The organism is Mammaliicoccus sp. JADD-157 (assembly GCF_049310805.1).
In the GTDB taxonomy this organism is placed as follows: Bacteria; Bacillota; Bacilli; order Staphylococcales; family Staphylococcaceae; genus Mammaliicoccus; species Mammaliicoccus lentus.
In genome coordinates this window covers 356,217-380,433 of the sequence record NZ_JBMOVZ010000003.1, presented here as the reverse complement: position 1 = coordinate 380,433, position 24,217 = coordinate 356,217, and the positions used below count along the sequence as shown (strand labels likewise).

General features: G+C 31.1%; 22 protein-coding genes. 12 read left to right on the top strand and 10 right to left on the bottom strand.

The window, feature by feature from the left end:
• Positions 1–50: 50 nt before the first annotated feature.
• Positions 51–935, bottom strand: a complete 885-nt coding sequence (locus ACO6VN_RS10960) for a LysR family transcriptional regulator (RefSeq protein WP_422404662.1) — start codon at positions 933–935, stop codon at positions 51–53.
• Between the two features lie 114 nt (positions 936–1,049).
• Between ACO6VN_RS10960 and ACO6VN_RS10955 the strand changes: the two genes are divergently transcribed.
• Together ACO6VN_RS10955 and ACO6VN_RS10950 are read left to right on the top strand one after the other, a co-directional pair.
• A complete protein-coding gene (locus ACO6VN_RS10955) occupies positions 1,050–2,201 on the top strand; it encodes an MFS transporter (RefSeq protein ID WP_422404661.1) in 1,152 nt (383 codons plus the stop codon).
• Positions 2,202–2,284: 83 nt separating this feature from the next.
• Positions 2,285–2,506, top strand: coding sequence for a hypothetical protein (locus ACO6VN_RS10950; protein WP_422404660.1), 222 nt, complete (start codon positions 2,285–2,287; stop codon positions 2,504–2,506).
• 197 nt (positions 2,507–2,703) lie between these two features.
• On the opposite strand, the gene ACO6VN_RS10945 is transcribed toward ACO6VN_RS10950, so the two are convergent.
• Positions 2,704–3,621: a ketopantoate reductase family protein gene (locus tag ACO6VN_RS10945; protein WP_422404659.1), complete on the bottom strand. Its 918-nt coding sequence runs from the start codon at positions 3,619–3,621 to the stop codon at positions 2,704–2,706.
• 139 nt (positions 3,622–3,760) lie between these two features.
• Between ACO6VN_RS10945 and ACO6VN_RS10940 the strand changes: the two genes are divergently transcribed.
• The 7 genes from ACO6VN_RS10940 (at position 3,761) to ACO6VN_RS10910 (ending at position 9,467) form a co-directional block, all read left to right on the top strand.
• Positions 3,761–4,282: a TetR/AcrR family transcriptional regulator gene (locus ACO6VN_RS10940; RefSeq protein WP_422404658.1), complete on the top strand. Its 522-nt coding sequence runs from the start codon at positions 3,761–3,763 to the stop codon at positions 4,280–4,282.
• 306 nt (positions 4,283–4,588) lie between these two features.
• A complete protein-coding gene (locus ACO6VN_RS10935) occupies positions 4,589–5,242 on the top strand; it encodes a DUF2848 family protein (RefSeq protein WP_315295794.1) in 654 nt (217 codons plus the stop codon).
• Positions 5,242–6,024, top strand: coding sequence for a carbon-nitrogen family hydrolase (locus tag ACO6VN_RS10930; RefSeq protein ID WP_194200584.1), 783 nt, complete (start codon positions 5,242–5,244; stop codon positions 6,022–6,024). Before ACO6VN_RS10935 ends, ACO6VN_RS10930 begins: the two co-directional genes overlap by 1 nt.
• A gap of 31 nt (positions 6,025–6,055) precedes the next feature.
• A complete protein-coding gene (locus ACO6VN_RS10925) occupies positions 6,056–7,042 on the top strand; it encodes a DctP family TRAP transporter solute-binding subunit (RefSeq protein ID WP_422404657.1) in 987 nt (328 codons plus the stop codon).
• A gap of 11 nt (positions 7,043–7,053) precedes the next feature.
• Positions 7,054–7,518, top strand: coding sequence for a TRAP transporter small permease (locus ACO6VN_RS10920; RefSeq protein WP_315295792.1), 465 nt, complete (start codon positions 7,054–7,056; stop codon positions 7,516–7,518).
• The gene (locus ACO6VN_RS10915; RefSeq protein WP_394877523.1) at positions 7,515–8,792 is read left to right on the top strand and encodes a TRAP transporter large permease; all 1,278 of its coding nucleotides are present in this window, start codon (positions 7,515–7,517) and stop codon (positions 8,790–8,792) included. Before ACO6VN_RS10920 ends, ACO6VN_RS10915 begins: the two co-directional genes overlap by 4 nt.
• 21 nt (positions 8,793–8,813) lie before the next feature.
• Positions 8,814–9,467 carry a GntR family transcriptional regulator gene (locus tag ACO6VN_RS10910; protein WP_194200358.1) on the top strand — a complete coding sequence of 218 codons (654 nt, stop codon included), beginning with the start codon at positions 8,814–8,816 and terminating at the stop codon, positions 9,465–9,467.
• Between the two features lie 101 nt (positions 9,468–9,568).
• On the opposite strand, the gene ACO6VN_RS10905 is transcribed toward ACO6VN_RS10910, so the two are convergent.
• The 3 genes from ACO6VN_RS10905 to ACO6VN_RS10895 all read right to left on the bottom strand — a co-directional run bounded on the left by ACO6VN_RS10905 (position 9,569) and on the right by ACO6VN_RS10895 (position 13,635).
• Positions 9,569–10,312 (bottom strand): alpha/beta hydrolase, encoded by a 744-nt coding sequence (locus tag ACO6VN_RS10905; RefSeq protein ID WP_194200359.1) that lies wholly within the window; start codon positions 10,310–10,312, stop codon positions 9,569–9,571.
• Positions 10,313–11,200: 888 nt separating this feature from the next.
• Positions 11,201–12,478 carry a hydroxymethylglutaryl-CoA reductase, degradative gene (locus ACO6VN_RS10900; RefSeq protein ID WP_194200360.1) on the bottom strand — a complete coding sequence of 426 codons (1,278 nt, stop codon included), beginning with the start codon at positions 12,476–12,478 and terminating at the stop codon, positions 11,201–11,203.
• The gene (locus ACO6VN_RS10895; RefSeq protein ID WP_016998934.1) at positions 12,478–13,635 is read right to left on the bottom strand and encodes a thiolase family protein; all 1,158 of its coding nucleotides are present in this window, start codon (positions 13,633–13,635) and stop codon (positions 12,478–12,480) included. Before ACO6VN_RS10895 ends, ACO6VN_RS10900 begins: the two co-directional genes overlap by 1 nt.
• A gap of 101 nt (positions 13,636–13,736) precedes the next feature.
• On the opposite strand from ACO6VN_RS10895, the gene ACO6VN_RS10890 reads away from it, so the two are divergent.
• Positions 13,737–14,915, top strand: a complete 1,179-nt coding sequence (locus ACO6VN_RS10890; protein ID WP_016998935.1) for a hydroxymethylglutaryl-CoA synthase — start codon at positions 13,737–13,739, stop codon at positions 14,913–14,915.
• The gene (locus ACO6VN_RS10885; protein WP_422404656.1) at positions 14,912–15,337 is read left to right on the top strand and encodes a MaoC family dehydratase; all 426 of its coding nucleotides are present in this window, start codon (positions 14,912–14,914) and stop codon (positions 15,335–15,337) included. Before ACO6VN_RS10890 ends, ACO6VN_RS10885 begins: the two co-directional genes overlap by 4 nt.
• 177 nt (positions 15,338–15,514) lie before the next feature.
• Here the strand turns inward: ACO6VN_RS10885 and ACO6VN_RS10880 are convergent, their stop codons facing one another.
• The 5 genes from ACO6VN_RS10880 to ACO6VN_RS10860 form a co-directional block, all read right to left on the bottom strand.
• Positions 15,515–16,804 carry an ABC transporter permease gene (locus ACO6VN_RS10880; protein ID WP_194200361.1) on the bottom strand — a complete coding sequence of 430 codons (1,290 nt, stop codon included), beginning with the start codon at positions 16,802–16,804 and terminating at the stop codon, positions 15,515–15,517.
• 203 nt (positions 16,805–17,007) lie between these two features.
• Positions 17,008–18,372, bottom strand: a complete 1,365-nt coding sequence (brnQ, locus tag ACO6VN_RS10875) for a branched-chain amino acid transport system II carrier protein (RefSeq protein WP_026023604.1) — start codon at positions 18,370–18,372, stop codon at positions 17,008–17,010.
• 413 nt (positions 18,373–18,785) lie between these two features.
• Positions 18,786–19,343 carry a TetR/AcrR family transcriptional regulator C-terminal domain-containing protein gene (locus tag ACO6VN_RS10870; RefSeq protein WP_194200362.1) on the bottom strand — a complete coding sequence of 186 codons (558 nt, stop codon included), beginning with the start codon at positions 19,341–19,343 and terminating at the stop codon, positions 18,786–18,788.
• Positions 19,344–19,574: 231 nt separating this feature from the next.
• Positions 19,575–20,504, bottom strand: a complete 930-nt coding sequence (locus ACO6VN_RS10865; RefSeq protein WP_370686875.1) for a glycine betaine ABC transporter substrate-binding protein — start codon at positions 20,502–20,504, stop codon at positions 19,575–19,577.
• Between the two features lie 14 nt (positions 20,505–20,518).
• Positions 20,519–22,909: an MMPL family transporter gene (locus tag ACO6VN_RS10860; RefSeq protein ID WP_194200363.1), complete on the bottom strand. Its 2,391-nt coding sequence runs from the start codon at positions 22,907–22,909 to the stop codon at positions 20,519–20,521.
• 419 nt (positions 22,910–23,328) lie between these two features.
• Between ACO6VN_RS10860 and ACO6VN_RS10855 the strand changes: the two genes are divergently transcribed.
• Positions 23,329–24,084, top strand: a complete 756-nt coding sequence (locus ACO6VN_RS10855) for a DeoR/GlpR family DNA-binding transcription regulator (RefSeq protein ID WP_103268983.1) — start codon at positions 23,329–23,331, stop codon at positions 24,082–24,084.
• Positions 24,085–24,217: the final 133 nt, after the last annotated feature.

The window sequence follows — 24,217 nt, the reverse complement described above, 5'->3', positions numbered from 1 at the left end:
TAAAATCAGTCGTTTTTATATTATTTAATCGCTATTAAAGTCATTGTTATTTACATACTTCTTGCTTTATCAAGAAATACTTGTGCGGCTTTGGAGAAACTATGGTCTTTTCTCCATACGATGTTATGTTTTGCTATAAGTTCTGGTTCGAATGGTATGAAGCATAAGTCGCTTTCTTCTGATGTATTGATGATGCTGTCTAAAGTTAATGCATATCCTACGTTTTCCTTAACCATCAGTCCAGCGTTATAAGCTAAGTTAAAAGTAGATACAATATTTAATTGGTCGAACATATCTCCAAACCATGCTGTAAATTCATTATTAATGATAGTTGGATCGATTGCTTGTCTAGAACATAATAATGGTAAGTCTATTAAATCATCTTTAGTGACGGTTTTATTTTTTGCTAATTGACTATTTCTTTTAGCGACTGCTCCCCATTTATCGTATGAAGGTAATGTTAATGCTTTATATTTTGCTAAATTAGCAGGTTGTATAAGGATACCGAAATCTAATAAACCTTTATCTAATCTATTTGCAATATCATCAGCATTACCACTGTATATGTGTAAATTGATATTCGGGTAGGTAGTTTGAATATTTTTAAAGATTTGAGCAATAAATTGCATACCTTTCGTCTCGCCACATCCTAAATAAATATCGCCTTCTACTTGTTTATCTATCACTTTAAATTCATCTTGCATTTTTTGTGACATAGCTAGTAATTCTTCGGCCCTCTTTTTAAAAAGTTGTCCTTCTTCTGTTAAATGTATATTGTGATTGCTTCTCTTAAATAAAGATACACCTAGTTCTTCTTCTAAATTTTTAATTTGTCGAGATAAGGTAGGTTGAGTAACATGTAATGAATTCGCGGCTCTTGTAATATTCTCTTCTTTAGCTATGGTGACAAAGTATTTTAGTATTCTTAATTCCATTTATACACCTCGTTATACCTTTTAGGCATTTCTAATGATGATTTAAAAGTATTTGTTATAACTCATTTTACACACTACACTTTATATATCAAGAATTTCAGGAGTGGTGATGTATTGAAACATAATAAATTGGTTATTCTTATACTCACTATAGGTGTATTCGGTATTTTGAACACAGAGATGGGTTTTATTGGACTCATACCTATTATTGCAGATGCGTTTGATGTAAGTGTATCAACTGCAGGATGGCTTGTTTCTAGCTTTGCTATAGGTATAGCAATATCAGGTCCAGTTATGCCTTTGTTATTATCAAAAATAAACAGAAAGAAAGTTATGATTTTTGTACTTGTCATTTTTATTATTAGTAACTTTGTAACATTATTTACATCAAGCTTTACAGTATTATTGATTGCTCGAATAGTACCGGCTATATTTCATCCAGTATATATATCGTTAGCTTTTTCAGTCGCTTCTGATTCAGTAGATAAAAAAGATGCACCTAAAGCAGTGGCACGCGTGTTTATAGGAGTATCCGCGGGGATGGTCATAGGCGTTCCAATCGTGAATTTCTTAGCTACACAATTTAATTTGCAAGTTGCTTTATTATTCTTTGCAGTAGTTAATATAATCGTACTTATTATGACTTTGCTCTTTGTTCCAAAAATGCCAGCGAAAACTTCAACAAGTTATGGTGGTCAGCTTAGTGTATTGAAACGCCCTTTAACATGGATTTCAATTACAGTATCATTTCTATTTAATGCGGCAGTATTTGGTGTATACAGTTATTTAACGGATTATTTAAATATTGTTACACAAGCATCAAGTAGTTCAGTAACTGCAGTGCTGTTTCTGTATGGAGCATCTAATATAGTAGGTAACATTATAGCGGGACGTCTATTAACGAGTATCCCTAAAAAAGCTATATTTTTCTTGCCAATTGGGCTAATCGTAACTTATATGCTTATGTTTAGTTTAGGAAAATACTTTGCTTTTATGATTGTTATTTCAATAATATGGGGAACATTAGCAGGAATATCTGCTAACGTTACACAATATGTCATTACATCGTCGGCTCCAGATGCACCTGACTTATCAAATGGTATCTTTCTATCTTCTGTTAACTTAGGAACAACAGTAGGGACTTTTGTAGGTGGTATTTTTATAGCCTCATTAGGATCTAACTTCGTTATATTAACTGGAATAGTAATAAGTATACTTAACATCGTGTTCGTAATCATTAGAAATAAAAAAATTAATTCTTTATGATTTTTATGTAGTAAATATAAAACAAATATAAGACAACCACACCAGTAAACAAAAATATTATTCCTAACACTATATTGTTATCAATGAATAAAAGACTAGTAGCTATTAAAATAGTAGAAATTAACAAACAAGTATTAAAAATTTTGATAACAGTATTAATTTTATTTGCAGGTATTTTCTCTGGTTCAATACCTGAGATTATACTGAGGTTCTTTGTTATTGATATGTATATAGAAAGAATTGTTGAAACAGTAATTAACACAATCGCAATTATTAAATCAGTAAGCATTAATATACACCCTTAATATTTATTGAGAAAAAAACTAATCAATATTAGTATATTCATACTAACACTGATTAGTCTAGTGGTCGCAATTATCAAAATGAAACAAAAAAATAACCATCCAACTTTGGCGGATGGTTATTACAAAACCACACAAAGGCACCGTCTTACGAACGTGCTTGTCAGGGTAACATGTTTGCGCATGTTACTCTTATTTAATTATAATGTTTCTTTTACTTCTTTAACTATCTGATCTAATTGCCTAGTTGTTGATACACTATGCTTATTTAGTAATTTAATATCTTCATATAGTGAATCTACTTCACTCGTTGAACCTTGGACTTGATTCATAATTTTAATGTTTAAAATTATTTTTAGTAGAGGATATGCGATAAATTTAAATTTTTTAAATAGTGTAGCTTGTGCTTTTGGAATAATTTTATAGTTACTGTGTTCTAATAATAAGTGTAGTTCGTTGTATGAATTTATGATTTTCTTAATAAGTTTCTTTTGTCGTCCTTTATATTGATTTTTCAACATTATACCGGTATTCAGAGGTATAATCATTGCTGCATGTGACATAAGCCAATCCTCAAAGTTTGTTTCGTAAGTTAATTTTATAGATAAGTCTTTAAATATCTCATCGAGTATATTGTGAAATGGTATTTGTCCTTCAAGATGACTTACTTTTAACTCTCCGGCATTAAATCTAAGAACAGTTGTCTTTGCTTTATCTCTATTACCTCCAGTCATTAAAAAGCCAAAAGAAATATTTTTGTCTGTATTTGATTGTTCAAGAACTATTTTACGAAGTTTCTGTGGATTAGTGTTATTCCCGACAAAAACAATGTTTTGGGTAATGTTTTTTGCTAATACAGGTACAACGGAATAGAAGTCCGAGTATTTCATTGTCACAAATATAATGTCATATTGGTCAGTCTCAGATAATTCACTTATATAGTTAAAATGATCGATTGAATTTTTCTTTTGTAGAAAGTGCTTTAATCTGACGCCTCTTTCTTGTAGGTTTTCGTAAGTCTTACCTCTTGCAAGTATAGTAATATTATTGTCACGTTTGTTTAGTGCATGTGCCAAAAATTGTCCTTGAACACCAGCACCATATATGAGTATATTCATTTTTGTTCTCCTCTCAGTTAATAAACATTTGTTCATTAACTTGAAGTTAACATTGTAAAAGAGTAAACTCAATAAACAAAAAGTAGATAATGATGTTTAATGCACAAATATTAAAAATTGTTTAGGAAAAGGAGTTATTATGGATAAGAGGAAAGAAAAATCACAACAACTTATTATTGAAAGTTTTATAAAATTAATGCAAAAAAAAGATATTGCTAAAATATCTATGAAAGATATAGCAGAAGTATCTAATATTAATAGAGGTACTATTTATTTAAATTTTATCGATAAATATGACATCCTTGACCACGCAATAGATTTTATAATGGCAGAGGGAATTGAAAAATGTGCGAATTTCATGTCCGAGAGAGATGATGCACAGGAAAGCCTCCGTGAAATATTTAAAGTTATAGATAAACAATACGAAATACTTAAGAAATTGGTACAAAAATCAGATTTAAACGTACTGAAGCAGACACTAACAGATAAATTTAAGTCGAATATTAAACAAGAAAATAATGAAATAACAATACAATTCCTAGCATCGGCGATTGTAGGCGTAATTGTTTGGTGGATAGAAAAATCTAGACCATGTTCTATAGATGAATTAAGTAATAAATTATGGTATTTATTAGAACCACATATTGAAGAAATCCGATGAAATATTTACATTTTATAGGAGGTTTAGTATAATGTTTTTATAATACAACTTCCATAGGTATCACCAAACCCCTCTTACTGCTGTTACTAGTAAGAGGGGTATTTGGTGCTGATTATTTTTTAGTGATAAGACATATTTAAGAAATTTGATACAATATTTATAAGTTTAATATTAATATCACAAAATCCCTGTTTATTATACTTAATAAAGAGCAGGGATTTTTTATATAAAATTTTATCCTTAAGTTGTAAAAGTATACCCATATATGTATACTGTATAATGTATACATTAAAAAGGGGTGTTTATATGGAATTTAAATTAAATTATGAAAAGTTAAATCTTTCATTCGATCATGCATATTGTATAGGTTATTCAGGTAGAAATATTGAAAAAACAAAAGCACATATTGATGAACTTAAAGAATTAGGTGTCCCAGAACCGGATTCTATTCCTGAAATATATCATTTAGATCCATATTTATTCAGACAAGATAACAATATTTCGATAATTGGAGAAAAATCGAGTGGTGAAGCGGAGATTGTAGTGATTTTTGATGGGGATAATCGCTATGTAACGTTAGGTAGTGATCATACTGATCGTGAGTTAGAGACAGTTAGTATTCATAAATCTAAACAATTATGTGCAAAGCCAATTGCTCATACTTTATGGAAATTTGAGGATGTAGAAGAACATTGGGATGATTTAGAGTTGAAATCTTATGTACAAGAAAATGGAGAATGGACTTTGTATCAAGATGATAAAGTAAGTGGTATTTTACCTTACGAAAAGTTAATAGATTCATTAAATGAATTTGGTGCTAATTTAACTAAAGCAGTTGTTTATTGTGGAACAGTACCTTTAGTAAATGGCTTTAAATATCCCGATAGATTTAAAGCTGAACTCATAGATCCTGCTCAAAATAAGACTATTAAATTAGAATATGAGGTGAGTAAATTATGATAAAAATCCAACTCTATCAATTTGAGGTTGCATTCGGGGACTTGGAAGCAAATAAATCTAAAATTAAACAGTTTTTTGAAAATGAGTTAAATGAAGATACTGATATTGTTGTTTTTCCTGAAATGTGGAATAACGGTTATGACTTAGAACATTTAAACGAAAAGGCAGATAATAACCTAGGAAATACTAAGCAATTTATATCGAATTTGGCAAATCAATTTAAGGTTAATGTAGTAGCTGGATCAGTTTCAAATAAAAAAGATGATGCTGTATATAATACATTGGTTGTATTTAATGAACATGGAGACTTAATTTATGACTACGATAAGATTCATTTAGTTCCTATGCTTAATGAGCCTAAGTATTTATCTTCCGGCAATTTTTTACCAGAAACGTTTGATTTATGTGATATCAAAATGGGTGGAATTATTTGCTATGATTTAAGGTTTCCTGAACCAATAAGACGTTTAGCGATAAATGAAAGCAAGGTTATTTTTGTAGTAGCACAGTGGCCAGAATCTAGACTATATCATTGGAAACAATTGAATATTGCGAGGGCAATTGAAAATGAAACATATATAGTGGCATGTAATTCATGTGGTAATGATGAAAATACAGAATATGCTGGACATTCCTTAGTTATTGCTCCAAATGGTGATGTGATATCAGAAGCAAATAACCAAGAAACAATTTTAAGTGTAAAGATTGATTCTAATAAGGTAAATGAAATGCGAAATCAAATACCTGTGTTTAAAAATAGAAGAACTGATTTATATTCTTAAACGGAGATAGATTATAGGGGGATGACGTTTAATGAAAAAGATTATTTCAATATCCTTTGTACTCATTCTAATCTTAAGTGGTTGCCAAAATTCGACTGAAAAAGTCAATGGAAGTGAAGAAAAAACCATACGATTAGCTCATACGGGTTCTGATACACATCAATATAATATTGCTTCTCAAAAGTTTAAAAAGCTTGTTGAAGAAAAATCTGATGGGAAAATGAAAGTAAATGTATATGGGGATGGAAGTTTAGGAAATGAAGATGAGTTAGTAGACCAAACAATGACTGGGACTATTCAAATGACAACTGTTGCAGCAGATAGTAGCTTATCTAATACAATGCCCGAAATGAATTTATTTGGTATCCCTTATTTATTCGATAGCAAAAAAGATGTTTATACGAAGCTCGATGGAAAACCTGGAAAAGATTTATTAGAGTTAGCTAAAAAGAAAGATATGAAAGGATTAGGATATTGGGAAGTTGGTTTTAGACATTTTACAAATAAAAAAAGAGAAATAAAACATCCTGAAGATATGGAAAACTTAAAACTAAGAGTCCAATCTGCAAAGGTTTGGAATGAACATTTAAAAACTTTGAATGCTATTCCTACCCCTATTAGTTTCAGTGAGTTGTACTCTGCATTAGATCAAGGAGTAGTAGATGGTCAAGAAAATCCTTTACCTACAATTTATTCTCAGAAATTATTTGAAGTGCAAAAATACATTTCATTAACTAATCATACTTATACGCCAGCTGTAGTGCTCATGAATGATGATTATTATAATCAGTTGACTAAAAAAGAGAAACAGATAGTAAACGAAAGTATTGTTGAGTCAACAGATTATCAAAGACAATACATTGCAAAACAGGAGAAAAAAATTAAGAAGCAGCTAAAAGATGAAGGTATGATTATAACTAATGTTAATAGGGATGAGTTTAAAAATAAAACTAAACATGTAGATTCACAAATTACAGACCAAGTACCTAAATCCATAGTTCGTCAATTTAGCGAATAAGGGGGCTAATAATGAATAAACTGGATATATTAGAGAAGAAGTTTATAAACGTTTTAACACATATAATGACAATTTTTATGATTTTATCTATTGCTATGATTTTGTTACAGGTACTAACACGATTTATATTTAAGACTTCTATATTTTGGTCACAAGAAGTGTTGATGCTATTTTTTGTTTATAGTATTTTATTTGGTGCTGTTATTTTGATGTATAAACAGGAGCATTTACAAGTAGATTTATTTGAAAAATTACCTGCTAAAATCGATAAATTACTTAATTATTTTGTGAAAACAATCATTACAATTGTGCTATTAATATTGTTGTATTACAGCTTTCTACAAGTATATTTGAGTATAGATGCTAATCAAGTCATGACATCTATACCGATAGGAAGATGGATTATGTATATTCCTATGCCAATATGTTTTCTATTAATGATTTATTTCACTTGGAAGACAGGTGAACAATCATGATACTATTATTAATTATTTTGTTGTTTGCTTTGATTATTATAAGAATGCCTATTGCGTTTTCATTAATGACAGTTTCAATTATTGGTATAGGCTGGACGGGCATAGAGTTTTTGGAAATTATACCAAGAAAAATGTACTTCGGTATTAATAATTTTTCACTTTTAGCTGTTCCTCTATTTGTATTAGCTGGGGAAATTATGTCTAAAGGTGGTATATCCGAACGAATCGTGAATTTTTCTAAATTGTTAATCGGGCCATTACCTGGCGGATTAGCGATGGTAGTAATTATTTCAAGTGTGTTCTTTGCGGCGTTAACAGGTACAGCAATTGCTGCGGCTGCGGCTATTGGCGGTATGTTATTACCATTAATGAAGAAAGAAGGCTACGATGAAGGATTTTCTTCTGCATTAGTTGCATCTGCTTCTACAGTAGGCCCGATTATACCTCCAAGTATTATATTTATTTTATTTGGTGTAATGGCGAACCAATCTATTAGTGATTTATTTATAGGAGGTATAGTTCCCGGTATATTAATGGGGGTTGGATTAATGATTTATAGTTACTTTGTAGGTAAGAAGAATAACTACAAATCTATGGACAGTTTTCCACCAGTTAAAGATGTTCTATTGGGATTTAAAGATGCTATTTTAGCATTGTTAATGCCCGCGATTATAATTGGGGGTATTATTAGTGGTTTGTTCACAGCAACAGAATCTGGCGTAATTGCAGTGTTATATGCCATACTAATAAGTACATTAGTTTATAAAGAACTTACTTTTAAAAAATTATATGATGCGTTAATTAGTAGTACAAAAACGTCTGTTGGTATAATATTTTTAATAGGAAGTGCAGCTGTATTTATTTGGTTTGTATCATTTAACAATGTGCCAGAACAGATACAGGATATGTTAGGGATATTTGCTGAAAATCCATTACTACTCTTGCTTGTTATTAATATAGTATTATTAATTGCAGGTACATTTATAGATACTATCAGTGCGGTAACAATATTTACACCGATATTTTTACCTTTAATATTAGCTACAAATATTGATCCAATCCATTTTGGAGTAATAATGGCTGTGAATTTATCAATAGGTATGATTACGCCACCAGTGGGTGTATGTTTGTTTGTAGTATCTTCAATAAGCAAAGTAGACATTAAAAAAATTATAAAAGCAATTGTTCCACAATTAGCAATTTTAATATTAATACTTGTGATTATTACGTATGTTCCGTGGTTGATTACTTACCCGGTTTCATTATTTAAATAAACTTTCTAAGGAGGTGTATGTATGTATAATTCATTAAAAAAAGTTAATAGAAATTCAATTAAGCAAGAAATATATGATCAAGTTAAATACTCTTTATTTAATAATGAATTACCATTGAATGAATTCATTACTGAAGTTGAATTATCTAATTTACTTGATGTGTCGCGTACACCTGTTAGAGAAGCTATGAATGAATTAGTATTAGAACAGCTCATGATATTTAAACCTAGAAAGGGCTACAAAGTTAACACATTTACAAACCATGAAATAAACCAGATTTTCTTATTAAGGGAATCTTTAGAAATTGCATGTGTCCCGTTTTTAGTTGAATTAATAAATGAAAATCATATCTTTGATTTACAAACGATTATTGATCATCAATCTAAAGCAGCTGAAAAGAATGATTATTATACGTTCATGTTATTAGATAAAGAGTTTCACACATATTTAATGGAAATAATAGAATTTAAATTATTTTTAAAGAGTTATAATGTTCAACATGATTTATCAATTTTGATAGGAACACAAGGATTGAAAAGTCAGGGTAGAATGTTGGAAGTAATTGAAGAACATAATGAAATACTCAAAGCGCTAACAACTAAAGATAAAGATATTATTAAAAAAGCTATGAAATCACACCTAGAAAAATCTATGCATGCTTTTAAAAAGAAATAAATTTAAATCATATCTTTTCAATTAACTAATAAACACGGATAAGCATGTTGCATGCTTATCCGTGTTTAATTTATATATAATATTCGCTTATTTAAAACTTATCAACTTTTATCTTTAAGCCACTCATTAATTTTTATATTAACAGCTTCAGGATTATCAAGGTAAATATCATGACCACTGTTTGGAATAGTATGTGTTTCAATTGTTTTTGGTATGTTTTGTATTTTTATTTGTTCTATAAATTTGTCTTGAATACTAGGTAGTAAAATAAGAATGTTTGCTTCAATATTTGAGAAATCTGGAATTTTTATTTTTCGTCTTAATGATAATAAATTTTTAATACTGTCTTGATTTAAAGCCATTTCGTACTTTTTCGTACTACAGTTGCAATACATTCTTGCAATTGAGGCTTCTTCAAGATTTTTAGTCCATTGTCTGTAGCCTTTTTTTTCTTCTTTTAGCAGAGACTCTATATTGTCGAATGTTTGATTCTTTAAATGGGTTATTACATCTGTTATTTCCTTATCAAAGTCATAATTCAACTGCTTCAATGAGAATATACCACCATCAAGTAATATGATGTTTTTAATTTTCTTAATGGACTTAGACAGATGTACTAATAAATCAGCTCCTAACGAATGACCTACGACAGTTACTTTTTCTTCATTTATATTTGATAAAAACCAATTTTCAAGATCTTCAAGAGATTGAACATTTAAATCATAGTTTAAACCGTGACCAGGTAGGTCAATTTGAATTAAATGAATACTTGAGAAATACTTTTGTAAATCATTTAGATATAATCGATGACTACCTAAACCACTTAAAAAATAAATTTTACGCAAAATCTACGCCTCTCTTCTATGTCATATATGATAACCATTAAACTATATTTATAATTTTGTAAATTTGAATATTCAGTAAATATTAACGTATTATAACATAAGATCAAATTTGAAGAAGTTTGATACAATATTTACGTAAAATATGTTGCACGTGGACCTTCTCTTGCAACTTTCACGCGCTCTATACCTCAAAAAAAGAGAGTGTCTACTTGGATTAATGAGTTAGAAAATCCAATAAGAGGGCATGTACTTGGATTAATGAGATAGAAAATCCAATAAGAAGGTATGTAGTTGGATTAATGTGAAAGAAAATCCAATAAGAGGGTGTTTAGTTGGATTAATGAGTTAGAAAATCCAATAAGAGGGTGTTTAGTTGGATTAATGAGATAGAAAATCCAATAAGAGGGTGTTTAGTTGGATTAATGAGATAGAAAATCCAATAAGAAGGTGTTTGCTTGGATTAACGAGATAGAAAATCCAATAAGAAGGTGTTTACTTGGATTAACGAGATAGAAAATCCAATAAGAGGGCGTTTACTTGGATTAATGAGCTAGAAAATCCAATAAGAAGGTGTTTGCTTGGATTAATGAGCTAGAAAATCCAATAAGAAGGTGTTTGCTTGGATTAATGAGCTAGAAAATCCAATAAGAAGGTGTTTGCTTGGATTAATGAGCTAGAAAATTCAACAAGAGGGCGTTTACTTGGATTAACGAGTTAGAAAATCCAACAAGAGGGCGTTTACTTGGATTAATGAGCTAGAAAATCCAACAAGAGATCCTCTACGTGTATTTACATAATGGTTAATCCAACAACAATATCAACTTTTGCTTTTTTGATCATCCCATCCAAAAAAGAGCTAAGGATTTATATTCCTAGCTCTTTTTCTTACTATTTACTTCTAATTTCTTTTAATATTTCTTCTGCTGCAGTCAGATTTGGGTTAGATGATTGTTTTAAGGCTGTTGTTACAGCGTGTATTTCTTCTCCTTTAGCACCTATTTTAATCGCGAGTGATTTATAGTGTAGGTTCATATGTCCTTGTTGTATGCCTTCTGAAACGAGCGCTCTACATGCTGAGAAGTTCTGTGCTAACCCAACTGCTGCCATTACGTGTCCTAGTTCTTGTGATGTCTGTACGTTTAGTATGTCTAATGCAACTTTTGATGCTGGTAACAGACCGATACCACCACCTATTGTTCCGATTGCTAGTGGTAGTTCAATACTGCCGATAAGTTGTTTGTTTTCTTTATCGAATTTCCATGTTGTTAATCCTCGATATTGTCCATCTTTACTAGCATATGCATGTGCGCTTGCTTCTACGCTTCTTGTATCATTGCCTGTAACTAACACGACTGAGCTAATACCATTCATAACACCTTTGTTGTGTGTGACAGCTCTATATGGATCTATGTGAGCTAATACAGATGCTCTTTCCATACGATATGCGACTTCTTCTCCACTCATACCATTTTTCTCTAAATCTTTGATGTTTATTTTACCCTCGATACGTACAACAGATGTTGTGTTGTAATTGGAAAGGATGCTCATCAATATTTCATTGTTATCGAGTTCTGTTTCTAAGTAGCTCGCAATACCTTCAAGTATAGTGTTGATAATGTTAGCCCCCATTGCATCGCATGTATCCACATGGACTTTTAAGGAAAGCATGTGTTCTTTAGGGAATTCATCTATTTCTATTTTTTGATATCCTCCGCCTCTTTTCTTGATGGACGGGTACACTTTGTCGGCTACTTTATGGATTTGTTCTTCTAATGCATATATTTGTTTACTTAGTTCTGTTGTATTGCTCACTTGATCAAATACAATTTGCCCTAACTTTGTTGTTCCAGTTTTAATGATTTTTAGACCGCCCGTATTGTTAAAAAGTTTTGAGCCGTAACTTGCAGCTGCGACGACTGAAGGTTCTTCGACCATCATAGGAACAACATATGCTTTGTCGTTTACTATTATTTCTGGCAATATACCTATTGGCAGGGTACCTTGTCCAATAACATTTTCAATTAAATTATCTAATAGTTCTTTATCTATTACAGAATGATTGTGTAGGATTTGTTCAGATTCTTCATTTAGCCAACCATGTTTTTTGAGTTGTTCAATTTTCTCTAATCGAGATAAATGTCTAAAGTCTTTTGTTAATTTTTCCATTATTGATCTGCTCCTCTTTCTATCATTAAAGCAATACCTAAGCCACCACCGATACAAGCTGTCGCGATACCAGTTTGTTTATTCTCTTGATGTAGTGCATAAGATAAAGTTGTAACAAGTCTTGACCCTGTGGAGCCTAACGGATGTCCTAAAGCAATTGCGCCACCATATATGTTGAAAATCTCATCTGGAATATTTAAATTTTTCTTAACTGGTATACTTTGAGCTGAGAAAGCCTCAGTCATTTCTACTAAATCTATATCTTCGATAGTTTTGTTAACTTTGTTGAGCAATGCTTCAACTGCATAAAAAGGTGCGTATCCCATATATAAAGGATCACAACCTATTTCTGAATGTTCTCCTAACGTAGCTAAAATTGTATAATTGTGTTCTTTAGCATAGTCTTCATCCATTAGGATTAAAGCAGATGCGCCATCGCTTAATGCTGATGCATTTCCAGCTGTAATCGTACCGTCTTCTTTAAAGATTGTTTTTAAAGAACCTAAATCTTCCATGTTACTTTCAGGTCTAACTAATTCGTCAGCATTCATCATTTCGCCGTTTGTATCTTCGAGTGGAACAATTTCCTTATCAAATTTACCTGCTTGAATTGCTTCATGAGCTTTCAAATGAGAATTTAACGCAAATTCATCTTGGTCTACACGACTTACTTCATACTTTTCAGCAATACGTTCAGCTGTTAAACCCATTGGTATTTGATTAAATACATCTGTTAAACCATCATGCATAAAACTTTTTACAGGAGCAGTGTCCTTTTTAAAAATAAGTTCTGGAGCATTTGTCATGCTTTCGATACCACCAACAGCTACAACCTCAGCTTCTCCTAATTGTATGAGTTGTTTACCTAAAATAATAGATTTTAGGCCAGATCCACATACTTCATTTACTGTCATTGCTGGCGTCTTGTATGGGACACCTGAATTAATACCGATTTGTCGAGCAGGGTTTTGACCACTGCCAGATTGAATAACATTTCCGAAAATAACATTTTGTATTTGAGTTGGATTTATTTGAATCTTATCTATAGCAGATTTTAAGGCAAAAGTGCCAAGTTCCACCGCTGAATAACGGCTTAATTTCCCTCTAAATTTTCCTACAGGTGTTCTTTGAGCACTTACGATAACAACTTTTTTCATGAATTGTATCTCCTTTTATAAATTTATTAATTAATATTTGTAATTAAATACCCTCATTTGATATGATTTTATTATAAAATAAACCTCGAAAGGAATTTATTATGATAATAGGTATTGATAAATTAGATTTTTATATCCCAAACTTCTATGTCAGTATGACTGATTTAGCAAAAGCACGTCAAATAGAACCAGAAAAATTTACGATTGGAATTGGCCAAACAAAAATGGCTGTAAATCCCGTGAGCCAAGATATCATCTCTATGGGTGTCAACGCAGCTCAAAACATGTTAACTGAAGAAGACAAAAAAGATATCGAAATGGTAGTCGTTGCTACAGAATCTGGTGTTGATCATTCTAAAGCAGCATCTATAGAAATACACAGCATGCTTAATATACAACCATTTGCACGTTGTATAGAAATGAAAGAAGCATGTTATTCAGCTACAGCAGCTATTCAATTAGCTAAAGATTTCTTATCTAATCGTCCAGACAAGAAAGTTCTTGTCATTGCTTCAGACATTGCACGTTATGGTTTAAACTCTGGTGGAGAACCTACACAAGGTGCTGGTGCAGTAGCAATGCTAATTAGCCACAACCCTAGAATTTTGACGTTAAACGACGATAGTGTTGCACATACAACAAATGTATATGATTTCTGGCGTCCAACGTCTGAAAAATATCCAGTAGTTGATGGAGCTTTATCTAAAGACGCATATATTGATTCTTTCAATACACTTTGGAATGAATACACTAAAAGAACTAAATATGGTTTAAATGATTTTGAATCATTCTGTTTCCATGTGCCATTTACTAAAATGGGACAAAAAGCCTTTAAGACTATTTTAAGCGAAAACGTAGAAGATTCAACAAAAAATAGATTGATGGATGCGTATCAAGATTCTGTTAACTATAACCGTGATGTAGGGAATATTTATACAGGTTCATTATACTTAAGTTTAATATCTTTACTTGAAAATCACGAATTCCAAGATGACCAAAAAATCTGTTTGTTTAGTTACGGATCAGGAGCAGTAGGGGAAATATTCAGCGGTTCACTTGTACCGGGCTATGAGAAAATGTTAGATAAAGAAAGACATTTAGATATGCTTAAATCTCGAAAAGAACTGACTGTAGAAGAATACGAACATTTCTTTAATCGTTTTGATAATGGAGAATTTGACCTTGAGCAAGAATTAACGCAAGATCCATATACAAAAGTATATTTAGATAGTATCGAGGGCCATATTAGAAACTATAAACAACAAGGAAATGAATCATGAAACTAGATGAATTTTCCATTGGTGATATATTTGAAACAAAACCATATTCTTTAACTGAAGAAGATGTTAAAAAATTTGCTAGTGAGTTTGACCCGCAATACATGCATTTAGATCATGAAAAAGCTAGTCAAGGTATGTTTCAAGGTATTATAGCATCAGGTATTCATACGCTCGCTTTATCATTCAAATTATGGGTGGAAGAGGGTAAGTATGGTGATGATGTGATTGCCGGGAGTAAGATGGAAGCTGTTAAATTTATTAAGCCAGTATATCCAACAGATGTATTAAGTGTACGAGCCGAAGTCATTAACAAGAAAGTATTAAATGATGAACAAGGGTTACTCACTGTTCTTTTATCAACATTTAATGATAAAAACATAAAAGTATACCAAGCAGAATTAACAGCACTTATCAAAAGATAAAAAGAAGGGAGTGGGACAGAAATCTCATTTTATTAAAAAGATTTCGTAGTCCCACCCCGGCAAGGATGACTAGGTATGAAAAAAGCTTGATATAAGCGCATTTTCATACCAGTCAGCTACTGCCAATACAAAAAGAGAGTCTGGGACAATTATTTATGTCCCAGACTCTTATTATTTTTAAGCAGGAATTTCTGTTCGTTTATTACTGTGTTTTCTTACGATAGCCGCAGTAAGGGTTGAAATAATACCAAATATCATGAACCCGATAAACATCCAAATTGTGCTGTTTAATTCTAATGGTTGATTCATATAAATTAATGATCTTAAATATTCAGCGTAATGTGTGAAGGGATTCCATGAAATAATATAGTCTTGATAAAATTGAGGTAACATTTGTTTAGGTGATGTTACGAGTTGCATACTAAAGAACATAGCAATAAAGAAAATAGGAATAGCTTTCATACCTAACCAAGCCATTACACCTAAAATTAAACCTATGAAACCTAGTATGGCAATTGCTACATAAATAGCTATTTTATGCTTGTCATTAAAATCGAAATCTTGAGCACCAGACATAAAGTAAATATAGCCGTATGCTCCTATAAATGCTGTAATAACTGCTACAATCATTTGTCCGATAGAAGCTGTTATACGTTGAGAAATTTTAATATTTTCACTTGTTCTAAATGCATAGAATAACAATATAGACCCTACGATAGAACTAATCCACACAGGCATAAACATTAAGAAAGGCGCGTTGCCACTAGCTTGATGATCTTTTACTTCGTTTAATGTCTGATTATCTACTTTAACAGGATTCGTTATAGATTCAATATCTTTTGAGTCTACTTGAACATTTTGAGCTTTCAATGTATCTAAGCTTTGTTGAGAAATTTGTTTATTTAGATTATCGCCAATATTTGATACTACATTAGAAGCAATTTGTGATGCTTGCATGTTTGCACCACCGTTTGAGATTGTTTTAACAGAACCCTTTTTAACTGTAACGTTTATGTCAACATTGGACTTTGCCATTTGTTCTTGCATTTTCTTTGCTTGTTCTGGAGGGATATCACCAGATTTTACTTTGTCTTGCATTTCTTGTTTTTTATTATCTATAATAACTTTTTGAGTTTTACTCATAGCATTTTTTGAAAAGTCTTTTTCAAGTATTGCAACACCGTAATACTTTTGCTCATTTATGCCTTGGCGTGCTTCTTTTTCATTACCAACTTTAATCCATTTTATTTGATTAGAGTCACTGTTCATTAACTTCTCTTCTAAATTCTTACCGATATTTACATCTTTATCTTGAATAGTAGTCCCTTGATCATTGTTAACAATTGCGATTGGTAAATCTTTTGGTTTGGGATTATATGCTGGATAAAATGCTATTGAAAATATGATTAATACGACTAGTATAGTTATGGGTGCTAACCATAATAATTTACTTTTAAATATGTTCATTTGTTATCTCTCCTTTAAAAACACACGCTAATTAAAGCTACGTTATTCATTATAAGGAGAAGGAATAAATATACAATAATCAATAATAGCTATTATGTTTGTTAATCAACAAATGAACGTCTAGTGTTTATTAAGTCCATGAAAAATTAATAAAAAGATAAAAATAAAACGCGCTTTCAAATTGAAAGCGCGTTTTATTATTTTTAAGCAGGAATTTCTTTATTTTGATTTTTAGTTAGTTTATATACGATTAAGCCAATTACAAAACCTAAAATAGACGGAAGTAGCCAGCCCATTCCAATATCAAAAAATGGTAACCATTTTTCACCGAATGAAATAACAACTTGAGCAAATTTTGTGTTTAAGAATACTTCAGGGCTCGCTTGAACTCCGTCTACAAAAGAAGCAATCATTGTGAAATATGTAGTGAAACGATATACCGTTCTTGAATGATTAAATAAAGGACTGAATAGTGTTAGTAATATTAAAGTGATTGCAAGTGGATATAAGAACATCAGTACAGGTGTTGAATAAGTGATGATTTTAGTTAATCCAACGTTTGCAAACACACATGACATGATACTTACTACTGTTGCTAATACTAAGTAATTTTGTTTTGGGAATAGGTCTACGAATGTTTCTGAAAAAGCAGTGATAAGCCCGATAGCTGTTTTTAAACATGCGACAATAATAATTAAACCTAAAATGATAATGCCGTAATTTCCTAGATAATATTGAGCAATTTGGGCTAAAGCAATACCGCCATTTTCACTGATTTTGAAGTGGCCAAGACTCATTGTTCCCATAAAAGCTAATAAGCTATAAATAACACCCATTAAAACAATGCTAATTGTCCCAGATTTAATTGTTTCTTTAGCAATACCATTCGGACTTGTTATGCCTAATTTTTTAATTGTTGAGACGATAATTACACCGAAAGCTAGTGAAGCTAGAGCATCTAGTGTATTATAACCATCTATGAAACCAGATAATAATGAACTCTTGTCATATTTAGGGTCGATTGGCGCTTCTGAAATACCACCCATAGGATTTATAAAAGCTAAAAGAATAACAATACCTAGTAAAACTAAAAATATTGGATTTAAAAACTTTCCAATATAATCTAAAATTTTGGAAGGTTTTCTTGCGAAAAACCAAGCTATTGCAAAGAATAAAATACTAAAAATAGATAAGTATAATGTACTAGACGAACTTGAAATAAAAGGTGAAAAAGCAATTTCAAAAGAAGTCGTAGCTAACCTTGGTAAAGCAAAGAATGGTCCGATTACGAGATATAGAGCAATCGTGAATATATAAGCATAGATCACGCTGACTCTGGAAGATATCTCAAAAATACCGCTTGTTTTAGATATTCCAATAGCAACAATACCTAAGAAAGGTAAACCAATTGCAGTAATTAAGAACCCTAAATTCGCGGTAAATACGTTAGAACCAGCTAATTGGCCTAAATGAAGCGGAAAGATTAAATTGCCTGCTCCAAAAAACAAACCAAATAGCATGGATCCAATAAAAATATTCTCTTTTATTGTTAATTTTGTTTTCATGATATTTGTATGTATCCTCCATTATTATTTTAGCGGAATAGTAAGTGATTTTATTCACTATAACCTATAAAATCACAAAAAAGTTGTAATAATATAATTAATTATGAATAAATTAATTACAAACTGCATTGTATATGAACTATCTTATATTTTTATAGACATTCAAGTCAATAAGGTTTTGAGAGAAATAAGAATATTATAAAAAAAGAAAGAAGACTTAGGTGAATTTATTGTAATATAGTTTTAAGTATAAGCGATGGGAATTCTGGAGGTAGAAAGGCACTGAATGTTGCAAGACGAGGTTCACGTGCAACATAAAGGGTTAGAAAGTTGCAAGACGAGCATCACGTGCAACATTCAGAATCATTAATACAATTTTAAACCCTAAAAAAACAGTATTTTTGAGGTAGTGTTTTCTACTCAAAAATACTGTCTGGGCCTTCTTCTACTATTTCTACTATTTCTAATAGTTCTTCAATAGTATAATCATATTTATTGTTATGCCATTGTTTGATTACATGTATAATCCCACTGCCGTAGAAATCACTTACTAAATCTGGATGGCTTGAGTTTCGTACTTTTTTACATATCGGGTCATCATTAACCGGAGCAAACTCTTGTAAAAGTCTACTGCTTATTTTGGTTAATTCATTAAAGACATCTACGTGATGTGATGTATTAATTACGTGATTAAGTAGCTCTCTATTGTTATATACATAATGGATTGTAGCTTCGAATAACGAATCATAACGTGAAGCTTTTACTTCGTTATATAAAAGTTCTGCTATGTATTGTGTAATATGATAGAGTAAATCGAATTTATCTTCAAAGTAACGATAAAATGTACTTCGATTAACTTCTGCTTCTTTACAGATCTTTTGAACAGTTAGTTGATCAAAATCTGTTTCATGCAATAAGTCAAAAGAAGTTTGAGTAATGTGTTGGACTGTTCTTTTTTGCGCAGACGAATACACTGTAAAATTCTCCTTTTTGTTTACGGAATTCATAAACTCATATTAATGTATTCACTAACTTATAACAAATAAAATCCATTATATAAAATAAAAAATTAAATAAAATACAAAAAGAAGAGCCCGAGACATAAACAATTGTCTCGGGCTCTATCATTAAATCGGCAGTAGGTAACTGGATTGAAAAAGCGCTTGTATCAACTTTTTTCAATCCTACTTCCTAGACCTATAACATTAATTTTCTTTTATACCTTCAGTCCATTTATCTTTTTTACTTTCATGATTATTAACGTAATCTTCAGCTACTTTTTGTGGGTCTTCGTTATCCACATAGATTTTTTTAGATAACTCTTTTTCGTCATCTTCATTCCAATCATTAGCAATACGTGTCGCTATTTTATAAGCTGCTGGATGATTGTTTTTGAAGTTTTTGTTGAATACTAAATTTACGTGTTCTTTACCACTGCCATATATTTTATCCGGATCATCTAACATTTTGAAATCCATTTCTTCGAATATCCAGTGGGGTTGAGTTCCAGTGAAGATGATAGGTTGTTGTTTTTTATATTTTTCTTGAATTGTTTTTAACATTTCTTCATCTGAAGATTTATCAAGTTTCCAATCACTGAAATCATTATCTTTTAATGCTTCATTTGTTTCTTTCATAACACCGTTTCTATTATCTGTACCCGTGATTGTCCAATCTACTGATTTTCCTAAATCATTATCATTTTTTAAATCATCAATTGAGTCTACATCTTTCATATATTTAGGCACTGCCAATGAAACATTTGCTTCATCAATTATATTTTTGTCATCGTAAACTTCTAAGTTATCATATTTATTTAAATAACTTTTGTCTGTTGACGGAAAAATACCAGCTGCGTTAAACGAGTTAGAGTTTTCTGATGTTGCTGAATACAATGGTCCGCTAGCAGGTACCGGCGTAGTTACAACATCATAGCCTACATCTTTTAATACTTCAGCGATAACAAGTGAACGTGCTGCTGAATTATCCCCTTTATAAGGAATTTCGATTTCTTTTCCGCCTAGATCAGTAGATGAATTTTCTTCTGAACTTCCACTTCCACAAGCACTTAATATCATTGCAATCATTAGTGTTGTGACGAGGCCAATTATTTTGAATTTACTATTTTTAAACAATCTGAGAACCTCCTTTACTCATTATTATCGTCATTCAAGTCTTCTTGATTATCTTCTTTTAAATCTTCCTGATTAATATATTTGTCATAAACGGAAGGATTATATTCTTTTGCGTAAAGCATTAATGCATTGAATAGTATCATTTGATCTGAAGAATCATTTGATAAATCTTTGAATAAATTAGTTGTTCTTTGTTCAACATTTTGATTATTTGGGTCTACGCCAAAGTTATAAGTACTATTATGAGTATCTTCTTCTGAACCTTCTTGTAAAGCGTGACCTTCAACATCTATTCTAGGTAAGAGACGGTCTAACCATTTAGGCATATACCATGAAGCGTTACCGAATAGTTTTGTAAGTGCTGGTATCAGTGTCATACGAACGATGAATGCATCAAATAACACACCAAATGCTAGAGAAATACCCATGGACTTGATGGTTACATCATCTTGGAAAACGAATGCGATGAATACACTGAACATAATAAGTGCTGCTGCAACAATTACAGGACCACTTTGTTTAATACCAACTTTAATAGAATGTGCGTTATCTCCTGTTTTGCTGAACTCTTCGTGAACACGTGACATTAAGAATAATTCATAGTCAATTGCTAAACCGAACAAGAGACCTATTGTAATGACAGGTAAGAATGCCAAGATTGGACCTGTAGCATCAATTCCGAATAATCCGCTTAAGAAACCTTCTTGCATAACGAATGTTGTGAATCCTAATGTTGCCATTAATGATAGAACAAAGCCTAGAACAGCTTTTAATGGTACAAGGATTGAACGGAATACGAATAGTAATAGTACGAATGCTAGAGCTACGATAACGCCAGCGAATACTGGTATAGCATCATTTAATTTTTTAGACATGTCTATGTTAATAACACTTTGTCCAGAAATTTCAGTATTAAAGTCATATTTGTCTTGTGCTTGGTCATCATAATCTCTTAAGTCATAAACTAAATCGTTTGTTGAAACAGCATTAGGACCTTCTTCAGGTGTTATTGCTAACAATGCATAGTTATTGTTGTTTGTTAACTGTGGTGAAGATACTTTGTCAACGCTATCTATATCTTCTAAGTCGTCTCGAACATTATCTAGATTACGTTTAATTGTATTTTCACTACCATTGTCTTTTGTATTGATTAACATAACAATTTGACCGTTATAACCTTCTCCAAACTCTTTAGAGACTAATTCATTTGCTTTATATGCAGATGAATCTGCAGGTTTCATACCGTCATCAGGCATACCTAGGCGCATTTGTGCGACAGGTATAATCGCTAAACCTAAAACAACTAAACTTAAAATAACAGCGATAACAGGTTTGCCAACTACAAAGTTAGACCATGGTGTATCGTACCCTTTATTATCTGTATTTTTCTTATTTTTAATTTTAATATGTTTATGGAATATACTGATAAACGCTGGTAATAATGTTAATGCTGCTAATACAGCGAATAGAACACTGATAGCTGATGCATAACCCATTACTGCTAGGAATTCGATACCTACTAGAGATAAACCACAAACAGCAATAATTACTGTGATACCAGCAAAGATAACGGCACTACCAGCTGTCCCAACTGCCATACCTATTGCTTTAATTGGATCTTTTTCAGTTTTGGATACTTCTTTATATCTAAATAGAATAAATAGTGAATAGTCAATACCGACAGCAAGACCAATCATTACTGCCAGTGTCAGTGTGACATTAGGTATATCGAACACGTAAGTCAGTAGCCCTATTAGACCAATACTAGAACCTAGTCCGATTACAGCACTGATAATTGGCATACCAGCAGCGATTAATGAACCGAATGTTATAAGTAAAATAACAAATGCTACAATGACACCGATAACCTCAGACATACCACCGATATCTACATCAGATGATGTGCCTTCTGTCGTTTCAATTTGTAGATTATGGTCATCTTCCAATTTATTTAATTCGTGCATGATATTATTTTTAGAAGAATCCTTTAATGAAGTTTGCGATACAACGTAATTAATATCTACAATTGCAGTATCTTTGTCGTCGTTGATTTGTTTACTTTCATAAGGATTAGAGACATTTAAGATGTCATCATCATCTTGTTTAATATCGTCTAACGTTTTTTCAATATCTTTTTTAGTGTCTTTATCATTTATCCCATTTTCAGATTGGGAATGAAAGACAATACGCATTGATGCTTTTTCACTATCCTGATGAAATTCTTTATTAATTTTTTCATTAGTATCTAGTGATTTTAAACCATTCATTTGAATATCATCATCAAACTTTGGTGCATTTAACGTTAAAGGTAATACGATAACTGCTATTAGTATAATCCAAGCAAATACCGCTAACCATTTTTTCTGAGCTATAAATGTTCCTAGCTTGTATAAAAATTTCGCCAAAACGATTTCCTCCTAAAATATTTTTAAATGTCAGTACAAATTGAATGGTAAATTAAAAAAACTATCCATATTTATGAATAGCGCACCACTTCATACTTCATTTCGGTTTGATAAGATTACACTAACACTCTATACAATAAGAAGACACCAATAATTTTAAACTTGTGTTGAATAATGCAACACTTTTAGAAGATTGTTGGCATTTAATTTATAAATTCAAGAAAAAATGTGTGAATAAGTATTGAAAAATAAAAATTAGTAACAACAAATGAAGTTAGTTTTATAAAAGTAATTAATTTGTTAAATATTAATAAAAATTAAACATAATCAAACAAAGTCTGATATATTAATAAGTAAATGTTTCTTTTTCAAACAACTTTATTGTAAAACGAACAATAATATAAAGGGGGTCATAAGAATTGAATAAATATGATAGATTAGATGAAATAACTGACTTAGTTAATCGAAAAGGATCAATAAGAATTGCTGAAATAGTTGAAGAACTCAATGTTTCTGATATGACAATAAGACGGGATTTAGCTGAATTAGATGAACAAGGCATATTAACCAAAATACATGGTGGGGCAAGAAGTAACTCAGCATTTCAATATAAAGAAATGTCACATAAAGAGAAACATACACAATATATTGAAGAGAAAAAACAAATAGCTAAAAAAGCAGCTACTCTTATTGAAGAAGGAAACACAGTGTTTTTAGGGCCAGGTACAACTGTAGAATTATTAGCGGAAGAAATTCATAATAAAAATTTATCAGTTATAACAAACTGTTTGCCTGTATTTAATATTTTATTTAAAAAGAAAAATGAATATTTCAAGGTCTATTTAATTGGTGGAGAAATGAGAGAAATTACAGAATCATTTGCAGGAGATATGACGAATAGTGCATTAGAAACAATGAGATTTAGTAAAATGTTCTTCAGCGCTAATGGCGTAAAAGGAATGGATGTTATGACATCTTCACATGAAGAAGCATACACTCAAAAATTAGCGCTTAGAAATTCTATAGAGAAATATTTGCTCGTTGACTCATCAAAAATAGGAAAAGAAGATTTCGTTTCATTTTGTGATTTGAAATCATTAAACGGTGTCATAACTGATGGTAAAGACGAAGACAAAAATAAAATAATAGCAGATTATACAGAAGTTATTATATAAACAAGAACTAAACGATAAAAGACAAAATCTAAACAGATTTTGTCTTTTTTTATATTATTTAAACAAAATCGAACAATAAATGTTGATTATATGTTCGTTTACGTTTATAATCTAAACATAATCATTTTGTAAG